General features: G+C 63.4%; 21 protein-coding genes. 6 read left to right on the forward strand and 15 right to left on the reverse strand.

Annotated elements, in window-relative coordinates; all coding sequences use genetic code 11:
* The first annotated feature begins 24 nt into the window (after positions 1 to 24).
* From GQ651_RS09945 to GQ651_RS09965, 5 genes are read left to right on the forward strand one after another with little or no spacing between them, the layout of a single operon-like run.
* The gene (locus GQ651_RS09945) at positions 25 to 699 is read left to right on the forward strand and encodes a transglycosylase SLT domain-containing protein (protein WP_160764109.1); all 675 of its coding nucleotides are present in this window, start codon (positions 25 to 27) and stop codon (positions 697 to 699) included.
* On the forward strand, positions 696 to 2777 hold the full coding sequence (flhA, locus tag GQ651_RS09950) for a flagellar biosynthesis protein FlhA (RefSeq protein WP_160764110.1): 2082 nt from the start codon (positions 696 to 698) through the stop codon (positions 2775 to 2777). Before GQ651_RS09945 ends, flhA begins: the two co-directional genes overlap by 4 nt.
* A complete protein-coding gene (locus GQ651_RS09955) occupies positions 2774 to 3553 on the forward strand; it encodes a flagellar biosynthetic protein FliR (protein ID WP_160764111.1) in 780 nt (259 codons plus the stop codon). The genes flhA and GQ651_RS09955 overlap by 4 nt, the downstream gene beginning before the upstream one ends.
* Complete coding sequence (flhB, locus tag GQ651_RS09960; protein WP_160764112.1) at positions 3550 to 4635, forward strand: flagellar type III secretion system protein FlhB; 1086 nt, start codon at positions 3550 to 3552, stop codon at positions 4633 to 4635. The genes GQ651_RS09955 and flhB overlap by 4 nt, the downstream gene beginning before the upstream one ends.
* Entirely contained in the window at positions 4632 to 5042 is a 411-nt protein-coding gene (locus GQ651_RS09965; protein WP_160764113.1) for a hypothetical protein, read from the forward strand. Before flhB ends, GQ651_RS09965 begins: the two co-directional genes overlap by 4 nt.
* Here the strand turns inward: GQ651_RS09965 and GQ651_RS09970 are convergent.
* From GQ651_RS09970 to GQ651_RS10010, 9 genes are read right to left on the reverse strand one after another with little or no spacing between them, the layout of a single operon-like run.
* A complete protein-coding gene (locus tag GQ651_RS09970) occupies positions 5014 to 5502 on the reverse strand; it encodes a flagellar basal body-associated FliL family protein (protein WP_160764114.1) in 489 nt (162 codons plus the stop codon). The genes GQ651_RS09965 and GQ651_RS09970 overlap by 29 nt on opposite strands.
* Before the next feature lie 3 nt (positions 5503 to 5505).
* Positions 5506 to 6222, reverse strand: coding sequence for a flagellar basal body L-ring protein FlgH (flgH, locus tag GQ651_RS09975; protein WP_160764115.1), 717 nt, complete (start codon positions 6220 to 6222; stop codon positions 5506 to 5508).
* A 4-nt stretch (positions 6223 to 6226) separates the two neighbouring features.
* Complete coding sequence (flgA, locus tag GQ651_RS09980; RefSeq protein WP_160764116.1) at positions 6227 to 6649, reverse strand: flagellar basal body P-ring formation chaperone FlgA; 423 nt, start codon at positions 6647 to 6649, stop codon at positions 6227 to 6229.
* Positions 6649 to 7434 carry a flagellar basal-body rod protein FlgG gene (gene flgG / locus GQ651_RS09985; RefSeq protein WP_160764117.1) on the reverse strand — a complete coding sequence of 262 codons (786 nt, stop codon included), beginning with the start codon at positions 7432 to 7434 and terminating at the stop codon, positions 6649 to 6651. Before flgG ends, flgA begins: the two co-directional genes overlap by 1 nt.
* Positions 7435 to 7444: 10 nt before the next feature.
* The gene (locus GQ651_RS09990) at positions 7445 to 8161 is read right to left on the reverse strand and encodes a flagellar hook-basal body complex protein (RefSeq protein WP_160764118.1); all 717 of its coding nucleotides are present in this window, start codon (positions 8159 to 8161) and stop codon (positions 7445 to 7447) included.
* A gap of 1 nt (position 8162) precedes the next feature.
* A complete protein-coding gene (locus GQ651_RS09995; protein ID WP_160765120.1) occupies positions 8163 to 8432 on the reverse strand; it encodes a flagellar biosynthetic protein FliQ in 270 nt (89 codons plus the stop codon).
* Positions 8429 to 8719, reverse strand: coding sequence for a flagellar hook-basal body complex protein FliE (fliE, locus tag GQ651_RS10000; protein WP_160764119.1), 291 nt, complete (start codon positions 8717 to 8719; stop codon positions 8429 to 8431). Before fliE ends, GQ651_RS09995 begins: the two co-directional genes overlap by 4 nt.
* A 10-nt stretch (positions 8720 to 8729) precedes the next feature.
* The gene (flgC, locus tag GQ651_RS10005; protein WP_160764120.1) at positions 8730 to 9122 is read right to left on the reverse strand and encodes a flagellar basal body rod protein FlgC; all 393 of its coding nucleotides are present in this window, start codon (positions 9120 to 9122) and stop codon (positions 8730 to 8732) included.
* Positions 9123 to 9131: 9 nt separating this feature from the next.
* A complete protein-coding gene (locus GQ651_RS10010) occupies positions 9132 to 9518 on the reverse strand; it encodes a FlgB family protein (RefSeq protein ID WP_160764121.1) in 387 nt (128 codons plus the stop codon).
* Between the two features lie 85 nt (positions 9519 to 9603).
* Here GQ651_RS10010 and GQ651_RS10015 point away from each other — a divergent pair, with 85 nt between their 5' ends.
* Positions 9604 to 10938 (forward strand): FliI/YscN family ATPase, encoded by a 1335-nt coding sequence (locus GQ651_RS10015; protein WP_160764122.1) that lies wholly within the window; start codon positions 9604 to 9606, stop codon positions 10936 to 10938.
* Positions 10939 to 10962: 24 nt separating this feature from the next.
* Here GQ651_RS10015 and GQ651_RS10020 read toward each other — a convergent pair whose 3' ends face one another.
* From GQ651_RS10020 to GQ651_RS19035, 6 genes are all read right to left on the reverse strand, one after another.
* Entirely contained in the window at positions 10963 to 11766 is an 804-nt protein-coding gene (locus GQ651_RS10020; protein ID WP_160764123.1) for a DUF1217 domain-containing protein, read from the reverse strand.
* Complete coding sequence (gene flbT / locus GQ651_RS10025; protein ID WP_160764124.1) at positions 11763 to 12167, reverse strand: flagellar biosynthesis repressor FlbT; 405 nt, start codon at positions 12165 to 12167, stop codon at positions 11763 to 11765. The genes GQ651_RS10020 and flbT overlap by 4 nt, the downstream gene beginning before the upstream one ends.
* Positions 12164 to 12541, reverse strand: a complete 378-nt coding sequence (flaF, locus tag GQ651_RS10030) for a flagellar biosynthesis regulator FlaF (RefSeq protein WP_160764125.1) — start codon at positions 12539 to 12541, stop codon at positions 12164 to 12166. The genes flbT and flaF overlap by 4 nt, the downstream gene beginning before the upstream one ends.
* 80 nt (positions 12542 to 12621) lie before the next feature.
* On the reverse strand, positions 12622 to 14172 hold the full coding sequence (locus GQ651_RS10035; protein WP_160764126.1) for a flagellin: 1551 nt from the start codon (positions 14170 to 14172) through the stop codon (positions 12622 to 12624).
* Between the two features lie 198 nt (positions 14173 to 14370).
* Positions 14371 to 14697 carry a hypothetical protein gene (locus GQ651_RS10040; protein ID WP_160764127.1) on the reverse strand — a complete coding sequence of 109 codons (327 nt, stop codon included), beginning with the start codon at positions 14695 to 14697 and terminating at the stop codon, positions 14371 to 14373.
* Entirely contained in the window at positions 14694 to 14975 is a 282-nt protein-coding gene (locus GQ651_RS19035; protein WP_160764128.1) for a rod-binding protein, read from the reverse strand. Before GQ651_RS19035 ends, GQ651_RS10040 begins: the two co-directional genes overlap by 4 nt.
* Positions 14976 to 16256: the final 1281 nt, after the last annotated feature.

Here is a 16256-nt window from a genome sequence, read left to right on the forward strand (position 1 = left end):
TGCCTTGCGACAGTGTCGCCGGCAATGCTCCGCGCCGATGAGCGCGTGGAACGCATCTCGGCAATCTGCCGCTCTGCTGCCCAGATTGCAGCCGACCGCGTCGGCATTCCGGTAGAGATTCTTCACGCAATCTCGCTGACAGAGACGGGTCGAAGGATGGCCGGCCAGACCCGACCCTGGCCCTGGACCGTCAATATGGAAGGCAAGGGCGTCTGGTTCGACGATCCAGGAAAGGCTCTTGAGTACGCCAGAACTCATCACGCGCGAGGTGCGCGGAGCTTTGATGTCGGCTGTTTCCAGATCAACTACCGCTGGCACGGCAACGCCTTTCAATCGATCGAACATATGTTCGACCCGGTGTCCAATGCGGTTTACGCGGCGCGGTTCCTGAAGTCGCTCCATGCGGAATTCGGTGATTGGACCCGCGCGGCGGGTGCCTATCATTCGCGGACGCCGAAATTCGCGCGAAAGTACGAAGCCCGCTTCGAGCGTTTTCTGGCCCGAGCGACCGGCACTCCGGCCAATGAGCCGCCGAGAGATACGCAGGTCGCTTTGGCGACCGCCGGCGAGCCCCCGCGACGGGAAAGCACCTATCCGCTGTTCCGCGCTGGCGTGGGGCCGCGCAGCGGTGGGTCGCTCGTACCCCTGGGCGCGGCGCCCGCCTTTGGACGCTTCATCGCGGAGGATAGGGCAAGATGAACCTGTCGATTTCCAGCGTCTTCCGACCGACGGTTCTCCTTGCGCTCGCGCTTATGGCGGTCATCACCATGATGATCCTTCCGATGCCCGCCTGGGTCCTCGATATCGGGCTTGCGACCTCCTTCGCGCTCGCCATCCTTATCTTCACCGTCACGCTTTTCATCGAGCGGCCCCTCGATTTCTCGGCCTTCCCGACAATCCTTCTGGCGACGCTCATGCTGCGTCTGTCGCTGAACGTCGCCTCGACCAAGCTGATTATCGGAGAAGGGCACACCGGTCCGAATGCCGCGGGTGAGGTCATCGCCGGTTTCGCCAGCTTCATCATGGGCGGCAGCCTGTTTCTTGGTCTGGTGGTGTTCGGCGTCCTGCTGATCGTCAATTTCGTCGTGATCACCAAAGGCGCCGCCCGGATGGCGGAGGTCGGTGCTCGGTTCGCACTGGACGGCATGCCCGGCAAGCAGCTCGCCATCGACAGCGACATGTCCGCCGGCGCGATCAGCCATGAAGAAGCCAAGGAGCGGCGCGCCCGCGAACAGGCAGAGACGACCTTCTTCGGCTCACTCGACGGTGCATCGAAATTCGTGAAGGGCGATGCCATCGCAGGCCTTTTGATCACGCTCCTGAACCTTGTCATGGGTCTGATCATCGGGATCGCGGTCCATGGAATGCCGGCGGGCCAGGCGCTTGAAACCTATGCCATTCTGACCGTGGGCGACGGCCTGGTCAGCCAGATTCCGGCGGTCATCATCTCGATCGCCTCGGCGCTGCTTCTTGCTCGCGGGGGCGCTACAGGCTCGACCGATATGGCGGTCTTCAGCGAGCTTGGCCGGTTTCCGGCAGCGATCGGAACGGTCGCGTTTCTGATGATGCTGCTGGCGCTTTTGCCGGGCCTTCCGCTGGTCCCCTTCCTTCTGGGCGCCGCGGCGCTTGGCGCGGTAGCCTTCCGGTTGTCTCAGACACAGTCCGAAGCGGTCAATCCGCCGGATGAGGCCAGTGACCCTGACAGAATGCCCGCCGAGCCAACCATTGGCGACATTCTGGACCTCGATGAGATCCACGTGGAATTCGCCACCGACCTCGTGCCGCTCGTGCTGGACGACGCAACCGGGCTGGATGCCCGGATCGCGAATATGCGGAACCATATTGCAACGGCGTTCGGCGTCATCCTTCCGGAAATCCGCCTGACCGACAACGCAGCGCTTCCGCCGGGGGAGTACGTCATCCGCATTCAGGGCGTCGCGCAGGGGCGCGACCGGCTTGACCCGAACCGGGTTCTGGTGCTGCTGCCCGGCGACACGTCCGGAATCCCAGCAGGCGAGGATGTGAAAGAGCCTGTCTACGGCGCGCCCGCACGGTGGGTCGGACGCGGTGCTGCGGATGACGCGGCCATCGCGGGCGCGACGGTGGTCAACCCGGCCGAAGTGCTGGCGACGCACCTTCTTGAGGTCATCAAGACCAACTTCCCCAGGCTTCTCGGGCTGAAGGCGCTGCGTCGGCTTCTGGACGCGGTCACGAACCTGCAGGATACCGCGCGAGCCGAGGCGAACCGCCGCCTGATCGACGAGCTTGTACCGGACAAGGTGCCGCTGGACCTGCTCTTGTCCGTGCTCCGCCTTCTCTTGGAAGAGCAGGTGTCGATCCGCAACCTGCCGCTGATCCTCGAGTCGATCTCGGAGGCGCGCGGTGCCGCCGCCACGCCAGAGACAATCTGCGAACATGTCCGGCAACGGCTGGCGTTTCAGATCCTGGCCGATCTCCGGAATCAGGACGGCGCCATCCCGCTTGTCCAGCTTGCCGGTGACTGGGAAGAGCTTTTCACCACCTATCAGATGGGCGACGACCGGACCGCCGAGGTCGCTTTGCCGCCGGATATATTCAACCGTCTGACCTCTGCCGTTGCCGAGAAACTTTCGGCTGCTGCCGAAATCGGCCACTACCCAGCCGTCGTCACATCGACCCGGCGACGCCGTTTCCTCAAGATGGTGCTGGGCAGCAAGGGCATCACCAACCCGGTCTTGTCCTTCGACGAGCTTGGCGGCGAGAGACGACCGTCTCTCGTCGGACTCGTCTCGGCATGATCGCGGCACTGAGCGAACTGACGGATATCGGCGCCGATTTCCTGCTGATCTTCGGACTGGTCTTTCTCAGAACCGGGGGCGCCATGGCGCTCCTGCCGGCCTTTGGTGAAATGATGGTGCCGGCTCGGGTCCGGCTAGCACTCGGCCTCGCCTTCGCGGCGGTTGTCACGCCGGCAGCCTCAAGCGGGCTGGAAGCGGCGCTGGCCGCCGGCAATCCCATTCTCGAAGTCGCGCTGTTGGAAATGCTCGCCGGGCTAGTCCTTGGCTTTGCCCTGCGCATCCTGATCTTCGTCCTTCAGGTGGCCGGAACGATGGCGGCCCAGGCGACCTCCCTGTCGCAGCTTCTGGGGGGCCAGGGCGTCGACCCGCAACCGGCGTTGGGAGCGATCCTTGTTCTGGCGGGGCTGGCCCTTGCGACTATGGCCGGGCTCCATGTGCGGCTGGCAGAGATGTTCATAATCTCTTACGCCGCACTCCCGCCCGGCGCGGTGATCGATCCCGCCTTTCTCGCGGAATGGGGATTTGCGCTTGCCGATGACATGTTTCGCTCGGCTTTCGCACTGGCGATGCCCTTCGTGCTGGCCTCGATGCTCTATAACCTTGCGCTTGGCGTCATCAACCGTGCCATGCCGCAGTTGATGGTGGCCTTCGTCGGCGCACCTGCCATCACCTGGGGCGCGCTGCTTCTGCTGGCGCTGGCCGCGCCGGCGATCCTGTCGGTCTGGATCGCGCTTCTGGGCGGCCGGCTTGCCGACCCGCTGGGATTACCCAGATGAGCAAGGACGAAGAAGACAGTTCAGAAAAACCGTTCGACGCCACGCCGCGAAAACTGGAACAGGCGCGCAAGCAAGGCGACGTGCCGATCTCACAAGACCTGCTGACCGCCGGTGTCTATTTCTCGGTTCTCGTCTGCGGTGCCGTCTTCGGTCTGTGGTCCGTCTCGGAAATGGGCGCGACGCTGGCGCATCTTCTGGGCCATGCCGACAGCCACGCCGAGCGTGCGCTCGGACCCGGAACGCTGATCGGTGATTTGCTGGGCGCATTGGCGGTGCCGGGTGCGGTCTGGCTCCTTTTCCCGGTAGGCGCCGCGCTTCTCGTCGCAATTGCCCAGCGCGCTCTGGTCTTCGCGCCCGCCAAGCTGAACCCGAAGCTCTCGCGCATCTCGCCCTTGAGCAATGCCAAGCAGAAATTCGGCCGCGACGGGCTTTTCAACTTCGCCAAGAGCGCGGTGAAGCTGGCCGTCTATAGCGGCGCGCTGGCCTATGTCGGGATGACCTGGGCCGAGGATATTCTCATGTCCTCGGCACTGCCGGTCGAGAGCGCCATGGGACTTGGCGTGGACCTGACGCTGGCCTTCATGTCGGTCGCGCTTCTGGTCATCGTCGTGATCGGGGGCATCGATTTTTTCTGGCAGCGGGCTGAGCACATGCGCAAGCAGCGGATGTCCCTGAAAGAGTTGCGCGACGAGCTGAAGGAAAGCGAGGGCGACCCATACACCAAACAGGCCCGCCGTCAGTTCGGCTATGACATCGCGACGAACCGGATGCTGGCGGATGTCCCTCAGGCCGACGTTGTGGTTGTGAACCCCACCCACTACGCGGTGGCGCTGAAATGGGCGCGAACCCGCGGCACGGCACCTGTCTGTGTCGCCAAGGGCGTCGACAATGTGGCCCTACGCATCCGGCAGGTTGCCGCCGAAGCCGAGGTGCCGATCCATAGCGATCCGCCGACAGCACGGTCGCTTTACGCCACGGTGGAGATTGGCTCCGAGATCCCGCCTGAGCATTATCGCGCCGTAGCCGCTGCGATACGCTTTGCCGATACCATGCGGCGGCGGTCTGCGGGCGATCCGACATGACGCCAGAGGAGTTGCGCCCCCTGCTCGCGGTCGTCGCCGAGCAGGTCAGCCTGGCCGCAGCCGATCTTGCGCAGGCCCGCGCCGCCGCGGCGCGCGTCAGACAAGAGCTGGCGCAGCTTGGCAAAACGCAGGCCGCCAACGCCGATCTGGCCGCAGCGCATATGGCTGAACGCCACGCGCTGTGGCGTCAGAAGGAGCGTGGCAGGCTGTCCGCCGAATTAGCCGTCCGCATCGCTGAGGCGGAAGGGCGCGCAACGGCGCTGGCCCGCGTCGCCGCAAAGAAAGAAGCGTTGTCGGAGCTCCTGGGGGAGGCAGAGGAAAAAGCCGCACGACAAAGGCATCGCCGGCAGGACGCCGAGACACAGCTTCAGGAGATGCTCAGACCTCTTGCCGGACGATATCGGTGATCAGAATATCGGTCACGATGGGGCCGAGCGTCGCCTGAGCCGCCTCCAGCAGAGCAACCCGCAAAAGCGACAGCCGACCGCTTTCGGTAAAGGGGCCGTCGAATCCTCCGATATGGGCGTGATCGAAAAGTACGCGCAAAAGGGCATCCCGCAATTTCGGTTCGATCGCGTAGACCTGATCGGATGTACCCGCCTCGGTTTCGAGCGACAGCGACATCACCACGAGAGAGCGGACGCTTTCACCTTTGACCACGGGGACCACAAACTGATTCTGAAGCCGCACGTAGGACGGGGTCTCCTCGGGTTTTTCGGACTTGTCCTTTTCCTCGGCGGTTTTCTTTTCGCAATCCTCGCCTTCGCATGCCTCTTCAGGCGCTTTGCCGCCCAGAAAATGACCGGCACCCGCGCCGGCACCAAGGCCCACGACAAGCATCACGACCGGGATGATGAAAGGTTTCATGGCTCAGAACGGAAGGATGATGTCGGCCACCTGCTGGCCGTACCGGGGTTGCTGGACATCGGTGATCTGACCGCGCCCGCCATAGGAAATTCGTGCCGAGGCGATCTTGTCATAGGTGATCTCGTTCTGCCGGGTAACGTCCTCGGGCCGCACATATCCAGTGACCAGAAGCTCGCGAATCTCGAAATTGACGCGCACTTCCTGGCTGCCCTGAATGCGCAGAACGCCGTTCCCGAGCACGTCGACAACGGTGGCCGCGATCCGTAGCTCAAGCGTCTCGTTCCGCCGGACGGAGCCATTGCCCGAGCTTCGCGAATTCGAGCTGACATCGGCGCCGTTCGAGAAGCTGTTCTCACCCGGCAGAATGCGGTCGGCGATCTGCGGCAGACCCAGCAGCGATGGTGCGGACATGGATTCGCTGCCGTTTCGGGCGCGGGATGTGGAATTCGAGATTTCCGCCCGCTCGTCGATTTCGATGACCACGGTCAGGATATCGCCGCTACGCTCGGCCCGTCGATCGCCCAGAAGTGAACCACGCGCGCCCGTCCAGAGAGACGGAGACACATTCGGCGCCGTCGCAAGTTCCCGGTCGAATGGCGCACGCATGGCGATGGCTTCGACACCGTTGTCGATCGGCGTGAACTCGGGCGGCCGGCCGATATCCTCAAGCCGGTCACAGCCGAACAGAACGACGCAGAAAATGACAAGGAATGCGCGCATCGGGTTACCCTCCCGGACCGACTTGAATGGATCCGTCCGGCTGGACGGTGCCCGATATGGTTGTGCGCGAGGCAAGGTTCATGACCCGCACCGCCTCGCCCGACGCACCCCGGTCCAGCGCGCGACCGTCGGTTGTGATGGTCAGCCCGCCGGTGCGGTAGATCAGCTTCACGGGCTGGTTCCGCTCGACCAGCGCGGCGGGTCCGACATCGCCCAGCAGAATGGGGCGGCCGGGATAAAGCATCACGCGCGCCTCGTAGCCGATGGCCTGATCCGGAGAGGTGAGCGTGCCAGGCACGAGGCGGTCGAGACGCCCGACATCCTCGGCGCCCAGAACTGTCGCGGGGCGCACAAGACGGAGCGTCGTGAGACTGGTGTCGGCCGGTGCCTGGGACGCGATCAGCAGAAATGCCACGAGAATGCGCATCACCGCACCTGCACCGTCGCGCCCAGCATCTGGTCGGCGGCGGTGATGACCTTTGAGTTCAATTCGTATCCGCGCTGCGCCTCGATCAGTTCCGAGATTTCGCGCACCGCATCGACCGAGCTCGATTCCAGATAGCCCTGCCGCACGGTCCCCAACCCGTCCGCACCCGGCGTGGCCACGAACGGCGCACCCGAAGCCGGCGACTCCAGGAACAGGTTCGACCCGATGGCCTCCAGTCCCTTGGCGTTGGCGAATCCGGCGAGGGTGAATTGCCCCAGCAACTCGGGCTCGACGCGGTCATTGAAGTAGGCGAATACCTCGCCCTCTCCATTGATCGATATGCTGCGCGCGTCCTCCGGAATGGTCATGTCGGGCACCACCGGATACCCGTCGGATGTGACGATCAGCCCGTCGGCCGAGCGTTTCAGCCCTCCGTCGCGGGTATAGGCGGACACGCCGGTGGGCAGCGTCACCTCGAGATAGCCCTTGCCTTCTATCGCGATGTCCAGGTCACCGCCGGTGGACTCGCTCGTCCCCTGCATGACGGTCATCGACACGGCGGTCGGCCGGACCCCGAGACCAAGCTGGACACCAGTGGGCAGGGTTGTTCCGTCGGACGCATTGATCGTGCCGGGGCGCACCATCTGCTGGTAATGCAGGTCCGCAAATTCGGCGCGACGGGCGTTATAGCCCGTCGTACTCATGTTCGCGAGGTTGTTCGAGACGACCTCAACCCGGGTTTGCTGGGCGCTCATGCCGGTGGCCGCGATATCGAGGGCGCGCATGGTTGTCTCCTTATTGTCCGGTGGTTCTGATGGTGCTGCGGATGCGTTCATCCTCGCGTTCGAGGAAGGTCTGCCCAAGCTCGTAGGCGCGCTGCACCTCGATCATGCGGGTGATCTCGGCCACCGCGTTCACATTGGACTGCTCGAGAAAGCCTTGCAGGACACGTCCGTTCAACACGGGGTCCACGCCGTTCTCAGGCGCGAAACGGGTGCCTTCGGCGCGGGCGATGTCCAGTGGATCTGCCGGTTGGAACAATCCGATCTGCGCAAAAGGCAGGCCATCGGCGGCGAGCGTTCCGTCGGCGCCAACCGTGATGCTGCCGGCATCGGGCGGCACGAAAATCGGCGCCTCACCCGCGTCGAGAAGGAACGCGCCATCCGGTGCGACCAGCAGCCCCTCGGCGGATGGCGTGAACGATCCTGCGCGGGTCAGACGCGTACCGCCGGGCGTATCGACCAGAAAGAAGCCGTCCCCCTCAATCGCGAAATCGAAGGTGCCGCCGGTCAGTTGCAGGGACCCCTGCGACAGATCGACAGCACGCGCGCCTGCGCGGGCCATGGACAGGGACGGATCGTCGGGTCCGATATCTGCCACGAATTCCGAGAAGACGAGCTGTTCGGCGCGGTAACCCGTCGTGGACATGTTGGCTATGTTCTGGGCGACAGTCGCCATGTCCCGCAGCAGGCCCGATTGCCGCGACAAGGTCACATAGGTGGCGTTCTCCATCTCAGTACCCCGCGATCAGGGGCACGACGACCTGCCGGAAATATTCCACCAGCGTCGTCGTCATGAACCCCATGCTGGCCCAGAAGACCGCGATCATGGCCGCCAGCTTCGGCACGAAGGTCAGCGTCATTTCCTGGATCGAGGTCAGCGCCTGCACGAGGCCCACCAGGATGCCCGCCGCCAGCGCGACAAGCAGTATGGGCGTCGACATGATGACGGCGCTCCACAAACCCTGCCTCAACGCATCGAAAAAGACCGCTTCCGACATCAGACCGGCATCCTCAGGATTTCCTGATAGGCTTCGACCACGCGATCCCGGACCGTCACGGCGGTTTCGACGGCAAGCTGCGTATTTGCCAGCGCCTCGACCAGCGCGTGGGGGTCTGCGCGGCTGGTCATGGCGGTCTCGGCAACAGCTTCGGTTTCCGCGAGAACCTGCGTGAAATCCTTCAGCGCCTGACCGACGGGCGTCCCGGCCGCGGCGGAGTCGCCGCCCTGCTGGGACCGTCCTGCGGTTTGGGCGTATCCACGGGCTGCCTGAAGCGCCGAAAAGTCCATTCTGTCCTCCTTAACGTCTCAGAAGCTCGAACAGGCTGGACCGCATTTTGCGCGCCTGGTCGAACATCCTGAGGTTGGCCTCATAGCTTCTCTGGGCCTCTCGCGCGTCCGCGATCTCGTAGACGAGATCGACATTCGAGCCGTCGAAATACCCATCGTCGCCAGCGAGCGGATGAGACGGGTCGTAGACCCGCTCCAGCGCGCTCCGGTCCAGTTCAACCGGACCTGTCGTGACCTGCCCCGTTTTGGAGCCGGCCGACACGACCTCTTCGAAGGTCGTGATCTTGCGCCGGTAGCCCGGCGTAACCGCGTTGGCGATGTTCTCGGACACCAGCCTCAGCCGGTCTGTCTGAGCCCGCATCGCCGAGGCGGAAATGGATGTGCTTTGGTGAAGACCGTCCATTGCGCGCCCCTATCGTCCTCGCCCGAGCGCGCCGCGCAGGATGTCGAGCGATCCGCGATAGACGGCCAGCGCCATGTTGTGATCGGACTGGGCGCGGGTCGCGCGCACCATCTCTTCTTCCAGCGACACGGTATTCCCGTTGGGTGACGGCGTCCCGCCCGCATCGACGACGCGCCAAGAAGCGTCCGCGCTGCCGGCCTGCATATGCGCGGCGCGGGTCCGGCGCAGATCGCCGCCGGCGGTAGAGGACAACGCTTCGGCGAAGCTGGAGAAATCCCGGGCACGGTAGCCGGGCGTATCCGCATTCGCGATATTCTTCGCGATCAAAGAGGTCCGTGCGCCGGAATACCGGGCAAGGTCCTGCGCCATGCGCATCACATTCGGTGTCTCGAACATCGGGGCTTCTCCCTCGACTGGATGCACCAAGGCTTAACCGTGATTCGTTTAGAAACGGTTTTCACAGACAGACGGGAACCACTCCTTGGCCTTCAGAGATCTCGAGACGCTCGGCACCATCGCACGCCAGACGGGGGCGCGGCATCCGCTGGCGCGCATCCGCCGCATCGACGGAACACAAGTTCTGATCGCTGGGGGCAGATCGACCATGACCCTGGGCGACAGGGTGTCTTTTCCCCTGTCCGGCGGCAGGGCCACGGGCGAGGTTGTCGGGCTGTCGCAAGATGCCGCGCATGTCGTGGTCGAAGGCGCGATCGACAGCCTGACAGTGGGCCAACCGGCGGTCTGCCGCGGTCCGGTCACCATCGCGCCGCATGACTCCTGGCTTGGGCGCGTCATCGATTCGACGGGTCGTCCCGTGGATGGATCGCCCCTTCTCATGGGGCCGAAGGCGCGCAATCTTCGGGCCGCCCCGCCTGAGGCGGTTTTGCGTCGTGGTTTCGGTGACCGGCTTTCGACGGGGCTTCATGTGTTCAATACGCTTCTGCCGATTGTCCGGGGTCAGCGGCTGGGTATCTTCGCAGGTGCCGGCGTGGGGAAATCCACACTCATGGGCACCTTCGCCGGAGAACTCGAAGCGGACGTTGTCATCGTCGGGCTTGTGGGCGAACGCGGGCGCGAGGTGGGCGATTTCCTGCGCCACGTGCTGGGCCGTCGCGGCATGGCGCGGAGCATCGTGGTGGTCGAGACATCGGACAGGCCGGCACTCGCGCGCCGTCGTGCGGCCGAGGCGGCCATGACACTGGCCGAGCATTTCCGTGATGCCGGGAAACATGTTTTGCTGATGATCGACTCCATCACCCGACTTGCGGAAGCCCATCGGGAAATTGCGGCTGCATCGGGCGAATTGCCGTCGCTTCGCGGCTTTCCCCCATCCCTTGTCCCGCTTCTCGCCGCGTTGGCGGAACGTGCGGGACCGGGCAAGGAGGGCCAGGGCGACATCACCGCGATCTTCAGCGTTCTGGTGGCCGGCAGCGATCTGGACGAACCCGTGGCGGATACGTTGCGCGGCCTGCTTGACGGGCATGTGATCCTGTCCCGCACCATTGCCGAGGGTGGACGGTATCCTGCGGTCGATGTCCTCAGGTCGATCTCGCGGTCCCTGCCCGGTGCGGCGACCGCGGAAGAGAACCGCCTGATCGAGCGAACGCGTCAGACCATGTCACTTCTTGCGCGCAATGATGCGCTGATCCGGACCGGGATGTACCAGCCCGGTGTGGATCATGCACTCGATAAGGCGATCGGGCAGAAACCGGCGCTTGAGACGTTTCTCGGCGGACGAGCAAGAGACACGGACGCGTCCAGCTTCGCGGCGCTTGCCCTTGCACTGGATGGACCGGACGACAGCGATGCTGCTTGAAGCGGCCAAGGCAGGATGCCACCGTCAGAAGAGCGGTCTCTGACTGCCGAGCAGCGACAGCGCGACAGCGCCCGGCGAGAACGAGGCCGTGCCGCCGGCAAGATCAGCCTGAAGCAGAAAGCGCCTGATCAGCCCGTCACGCTTCTCACTGTCTAGGAAATCGGTGGGACTGGTCGTGCCGAAAATACGGTTCGAGGCATCGCGAAACATCTCGAACTGTCGGTCCACATCGATGCCCGCCGCCTGTGCGGGTATGTTGAAGGCCTGTTCGAAGACGCGGCGCATCGGCGGTGTGCCCAGAATTGTGAACCATTGGGCAGTCTCGCTCAGACCGCGATCCAGAAGACCCTGCAGCTCACGCTCCAGGCCAAGAGCCAGCCGCATGTTCTCGTCCGTGTTCCCAACCGCCACTTCGAACTGCCGCGAGAGATAGGCCTCGACGGTCCGGTCCGCGAAACTGTTCAGCACCGTGCTGGGCGGCGACAAATCGAAGCGGAACGCCTCGGCCATAGCGAAATAGCGCTTGTCGCTCAGGCGGTTGGCGAAGGCCTTGTCGTCGCGCGTGCCTTCTTCCAGAACTTTCCGAATGAAGAATTTGTTGTTGATGTCCTCATCCAGTCCGAAGGCGCCCAAGGCCACGGCTAGCAGGCGCCGATCCGCAACCAGCTCTTCTGCCGAGGTCACCTTGCCGATGTTCTCCCGGAAATAGTCGGTCTCTCTCTGGTTGATGGCAGAGTTCCGAAACGCGACCTCCTGCGCGTCCCGTGTCCGGGACAGAAAGCTCCAGCCTGCATTTCCGGTCAGGGGGATGACAGGCTGGAATGTCATTCGGCAGCCGTCGCCAGCAATCTGTCCTCGCGGGGAATCAGCGCCCGAAGCGATTTCAGCGCCTGGTAGAATTGCCCCTCGGTCACCGCCTGCGAGGCCGCATCGAGGGTGCGTCTGCTATCAGCATCCAGAAAAACCTGACTGAGCTGCTCGATGCCCGTCAGCAATTGCTGACGCGCTTCCGCCTCTGCCGCATCTCCCGAAAGCGCAAGTTGCGCCACATAGCACACCCTCCGAACAGGCGTGCGCGCTTCATCGGGATGAAGTGCGTCCTTGAGCCGGAGGATATTGGCGTTCGGCGTCGTTATCGTGATCCGCGTCCGGCGATCGCCGTTTTCGATGACCGCCCCGTTGATCAGAACCCGTTCCTTTGGGGAGAGTTTCAGAACAAGTCCGCTCATGCGACGTTCTCCTGCACACCGAGGCCGCGCATCATGGCCGCGTTGACCTCGATCAGTGCCGCGATGTCACCCTGCCCGCGCAGAATGCGTCGGCTTTCGGCTTCGGTAAATTCCGCCAGCCAGAAAAGACGCGCGCGAAGGTCATCAGGCAGCAGATTGTCGGCTTGTGCAACGCTCACCGCAAACGTGGCCCAAAGGCGTCTGTTCTCGGCAAGCGCGGCGACGAAGGCGGGATAGTCCTTGTCCCGCCGAAGCGCCGCCTGCCGTAGCTTGTGAGAGACACGACTGACAGCTTCGTATTCGGTACCACGGGGGCTCTTGATGGGCAGGCTGCTTCCGGCGTACCCTTTTCTGGCCTGTTCGACGATATTCACCGCATGTTCCTCCTGGAACGACCTATTTCAGTTTCCCGGCGAAGACGGGCGGCCACCGATGCGGTGACCGCCCTGTCAGGTTACCGGAAGAGCGCCAGGATCGACTGCGGCGCCTGGTTCGCGATCGACAGTGACTGGATGCCGAGCTGCTGCTGAACCTGTAGCGCCTGAAGTCGCGCCGAGGCCGCTTCCAGATCGGCATCCACAAGCGAGCCGATGCCGGCCTTGAGGCTGTCGGTCAGCTTCGAAATGAAGCCGGCCTGCAGGTCGATCCGGCTTTGCGACGAACCGAAAGAGGCCGCCGCGTCGATGGCGGTGTTCAGGAACGTGTCGATGTTGTCGAGCGCGGCACGGGCACCGTCATTCGTCGTCACGTCGATACCGGCCAGGCCGAACAGACCGCCCGACGCCACACCGTCTTCGCGCCCGTCGACATCGAGCGTCAGCGAAGTTGCCGTATCGTTATCGATGCTGAGGACGAAGTTGCCGTCGGCATCGGTGCTGACTTTGGTGGTCAGGCCTTCGATACCGCCTTGGTCGATTGCTGCCTTCAGTCCGCGTGCAACGTCCTCGAAGGTTTCACCCGGTCCCGCGATATAGCGGAAAGTGTCGGTGCTGGACCCGTCGTTCAGCGTGACCTGATAGCCGTCGCCATCCTTCACCGCGGCATTCTTGTCGAAGGTGATGGTTTCGGCGCGCTGCTGGATCGTGCCGGAGGCGGCGGCGGGGCCGGCACCGTTGAAGGTGTCGAACTGGTTCGTACCGATATTGGTACCGGTCGCCGACACCGACACATCGACCGACGAGAAGGCGTTGGTCGACTCGATATCGACTGTACCGTCGCCATTGTCGGTCGCTGTCACACCCTCGATGCCAAGCGAGTTGATCTTGCCGGCAATGAACGCGCCTGCGTCAGTCTCATCTTCGCCTGCGGTCGCGGTGTACTCGACCGTGACAGAGCCGATTGTCAGCGTGATCGTCTCATCGCCGGAATAAGTGGTGGCGTTGTCGTCGAGGTTCAGGACCGCCACATTGGCCGTTTCCGCAACGGTGGTGCCGCTGACGGTGGTATTGAAACCGCCCGCCGTGTCGGCGAGCTGATCACCGGCGCCATAGGTACCGGCGGACTGCGTCAGGTCCGCCCGTGCGATTTCGATATCCGTGGCGCTGACATTGCCGCTCGAATCGCGTTCGAGCGAGCCGAGGATCGTCGCTGCGTCCGTGCCTTCGACAAGGCTGAGGCCGTTGAACTGCGCTGCCGAGATGATCGAGGTGATCTGATCGACCTTGGCGTCGATGTCAGACTGGATCTTCGACCGGTCGACGTTCTCTTCCTGAGCGGCGACGATGTTGCCCTTGAGCTCGGTCAGAAGGTCCGAGACCGTCTCGGCCGCCTGACGGGCGATGGCGACGGTCGAATCGCCGAGGTTGAGGCTGTCCGAGATGGATTTGAAGGCGTTGACGTCGGACTCCAGAACCTTCGACACGGCCCAGATGGCCGAGTTGTCTTTCGCGGTGGCGATTTTCTTGCCGGTCGCGATCTGGTTTTGGGTATCGACGAGATTCGAGTTGATGGTACGAAGGTTTTGCAGCGCAACCATCGCGCTGGTGTTGGTAAGAATACTGGCCATGCGGCTGTCTCCTGTCTGGGTGCTTTACACCGGTTTCACGATCGTCCTTTGGACGAAGAAGGAGTCATTCTGACCGCTGCATCCGGGCATTTCCGACCCGGACGCGCCATCCGTGGGATGCGGATGCGGTTCTGGCCTCAAACCGCTAACGAAGTCTGAACGCCTTGGGAAAGCTTCTTAAAATTAGACTCAAAAGCATCAGAACCGCCGCTCCAGACCCTGCTTCCAACCGCCGTGTTCATGCGCTGCACCGCTCTGATCGTAGGTGCGAAGCGCGCCGCCACCGCGCGCATCCCTCATCTGATGCAGCGCCGCCTTGACCCCGCGGCCCGCCGCCTCCAACAGCCGGGCATTCCTCTCTGCCAGAAAGGCGAGCGCCTTGAGGGCGTCACCATCCGTTTCACTCAGCTCTCTGAGAAGCCTCTCTTTCCGCTCGGACAGGCCTTGCAGGTCCGACAGCCGTCCGGCCAATAGGATTGCCTGCTCTTCTTCCAACAGTCGGCGAACATCCTGAGCGCGGCTCATCTTGCGGCCTCATCCGCGACAAGCGACCGATAGATCGCCTCAGACAGTCCGGTCCCGGCACGCCCCGCAATGCCGCGCGCATATTCATCGACAAGAAGCGTCGAGAACTGTTCTTCGCCGATGCCGCCACCAAATTCGCCACGCGGCGCGCCGATTTTTGCCGCCTTCATCATTTCGGAAAGGAAAGTCGCCTCGAGCGCTGTCGCCGCCGCCCAGAGTTCCGGGTCGCGCGGGCGAGCCGAATTGGCCGTCCCGAGAGGGGGTGTCTCACTGATCACGTCGCTGCCTCCGAAAGGAACAATTGCAACGACATTGCATGGGATCGGTAAAGGACCGGTAACTCTCGTGGGATAGACCGGGCTGATCGCAGACAGAAGGTCAGCATGCAGTTTTTTTCGGTTCTGGGCGGATTTCCCTTGGGCGATGGCAATGCCCGCAAGGACGGCGGCAAGGCCGCCGACACATCGCTTACGGGTGATTTCATCGAAGCGCTCGCGATGGCAGATGGACAGACGGCCGACGCGGTCGCGTCGGGTGCCCTCGAGTTGCCACCACAGAAAACAGACATTCGCTTAGGCAGATCTGATGCCCCTGCATGGACGATTTTTACCGACGACGCTCCTCCCGCAGGCCAGCCAATGTCCGGGACGCGTCTTCGCGCACCGGTTGAGGGCCCGGATTCGCGCGTCGGAGGCTTGATTCTCGAAACGTCCTTCGGCGCGCCGGAAACTGCGCCGTTCGCAGATTTGGGACAGAAGCGTCCGACGAGCGAGGTCCGTCCCTTTCCGCCCCACGCGGCCGGCAAGCCGCCCCGAAACGGCGGCGATACACCTGCCATAAACGGGGCGCGTGCTGAACCGGTCTCGGTTTCGCTGGAAACACCCAAACTGTCTGCTTCCGCTGCCGGACCAGAAGTGACGGAAGCCGCGCCTCAACAGGTGGTGGCAAAGGCGAGACCCGGAGATTCTCAGAGACCGACCGGAACCGTCTCGGAACCGATGCCGCGCGTGATAGCTGAAAGGGCCGCCGTCCCCCCCACGGCTCCTGAGAGGGCTGAAGTAGGCGTTGCCGAACGCGTAACAGGCGCTCCCGAAAAACCTGCTCAAAGGTTTGAACAGGCTCTGACCGGTGAGCCGGGAAGCGGAGCCAAGTCTGCGCCACCAGAGACGTCAAAGCCGGGCAAGCTGCGCTCGATCTTCGAAGGTCCGCCACCGCGCCGGGCCGAGCCTTTCGTCAGAGCAGCAGCAAGTCCCAGCAAGACCACCCCGGATCCAGCGATCCAATTTCCGGACGCATCACCAGCACGAGCGCCCGTCGCAGATGAGTCAGTTCGGGGGATGTCAGTTGGCCAAAAGGCTCAAACAGTCGGACAAGCGGTGATTCCACCAGTCAGCGCACCAGCCATCGCACCGGTGACGGAGGCCATGTCGGCACGTCCTCAAACGATCCCGCCTGTCGGTTCTGAGCCGGCTCCGCCCCCCGTGATAACCCGGGCACCCCGTCCGACCGACACGGATGGACCGACAAACGCCAAGGACACGCGACTGATTGCATCGGAG

Origin of the sequence: Kangsaoukella pontilimi (assembly GCF_009830125.1) — a bacterium.
Lineage (GTDB): Bacteria > Pseudomonadota > Alphaproteobacteria > Rhodobacterales > Rhodobacteraceae > Kangsaoukella > Kangsaoukella pontilimi.

What these genes read in the sequence shown, in the direction of transcription:
- GQ651_RS09945 (WP_160764109.1), top strand. Translation starts at nt 25, where the DNA reads ATGCTCCGCGCCGATGAGCGCGTGGAACGCATCTCGGCAATCTGCCGC.
- flhA (WP_160764110.1), top strand. Translation starts at nt 696, where the DNA reads ATGAACCTGTCGATTTCCAGCGTCTTCCGACCGACGGTTCTCCTTGCG.
- GQ651_RS09955 (WP_160764111.1), top strand. Translation starts at nt 2,774, where the DNA reads ATGATCGCGGCACTGAGCGAACTGACGGATATCGGCGCCGATTTCCTG.
- flhB (WP_160764112.1), top strand. Translation starts at nt 3,550, where the DNA reads ATGAGCAAGGACGAAGAAGACAGTTCAGAAAAACCGTTCGACGCCACG.
- GQ651_RS09965 (WP_160764113.1), top strand. Translation starts at nt 4,632, where the DNA reads ATGACGCCAGAGGAGTTGCGCCCCCTGCTCGCGGTCGTCGCCGAGCAG.
- GQ651_RS09970 (WP_160764114.1), bottom strand. Translation starts at nt 5,502, where the DNA reads ATGAAACCTTTCATCATCCCGGTCGTGATGCTTGTCGTGGGCCTTGGT.
- flgH (WP_160764115.1), bottom strand. Translation starts at nt 6,222, where the DNA reads ATGCGCGCATTCCTTGTCATTTTCTGCGTCGTTCTGTTCGGCTGTGAC.
- flgA (WP_160764116.1), bottom strand. Translation starts at nt 6,649, where the DNA reads ATGCGCATTCTCGTGGCATTTCTGCTGATCGCGTCCCAGGCACCGGCC.
- flgG (WP_160764117.1), bottom strand. Translation starts at nt 7,434, where the DNA reads ATGCGCGCCCTCGATATCGCGGCCACCGGCATGAGCGCCCAGCAAACC.
- GQ651_RS09990 (WP_160764118.1), bottom strand. Translation starts at nt 8,161, where the DNA reads ATGGAGAACGCCACCTATGTGACCTTGTCGCGGCAATCGGGCCTGCTG.
- fliE (WP_160764119.1), bottom strand. Translation starts at nt 8,719, where the DNA reads ATGGACTTTTCGGCGCTTCAGGCAGCCCGTGGATACGCCCAAACCGCA.
- flgC (WP_160764120.1), bottom strand. Translation starts at nt 9,122, where the DNA reads ATGGACGGTCTTCACCAAAGCACATCCATTTCCGCCTCGGCGATGCGG.
- GQ651_RS10010 (WP_160764121.1), bottom strand. Translation starts at nt 9,518, where the DNA reads ATGTTCGAGACACCGAATGTGATGCGCATGGCGCAGGACCTTGCCCGG.
- GQ651_RS10020 (WP_160764123.1), bottom strand. Translation starts at nt 11,766, where the DNA reads ATGACATTCCAGCCTGTCATCCCCCTGACCGGAAATGCAGGCTGGAGC.
- flbT (WP_160764124.1), bottom strand. Translation starts at nt 12,167, where the DNA reads ATGAGCGGACTTGTTCTGAAACTCTCCCCAAAGGAACGGGTTCTGATC.
- GQ651_RS10035 (WP_160764126.1), bottom strand. Translation starts at nt 14,172, where the DNA reads ATGGCCAGTATTCTTACCAACACCAGCGCGATGGTTGCGCTGCAAAAC.
- GQ651_RS10040 (WP_160764127.1), bottom strand. Translation starts at nt 14,697, where the DNA reads ATGAGCCGCGCTCAGGATGTTCGCCGACTGTTGGAAGAAGAGCAGGCA.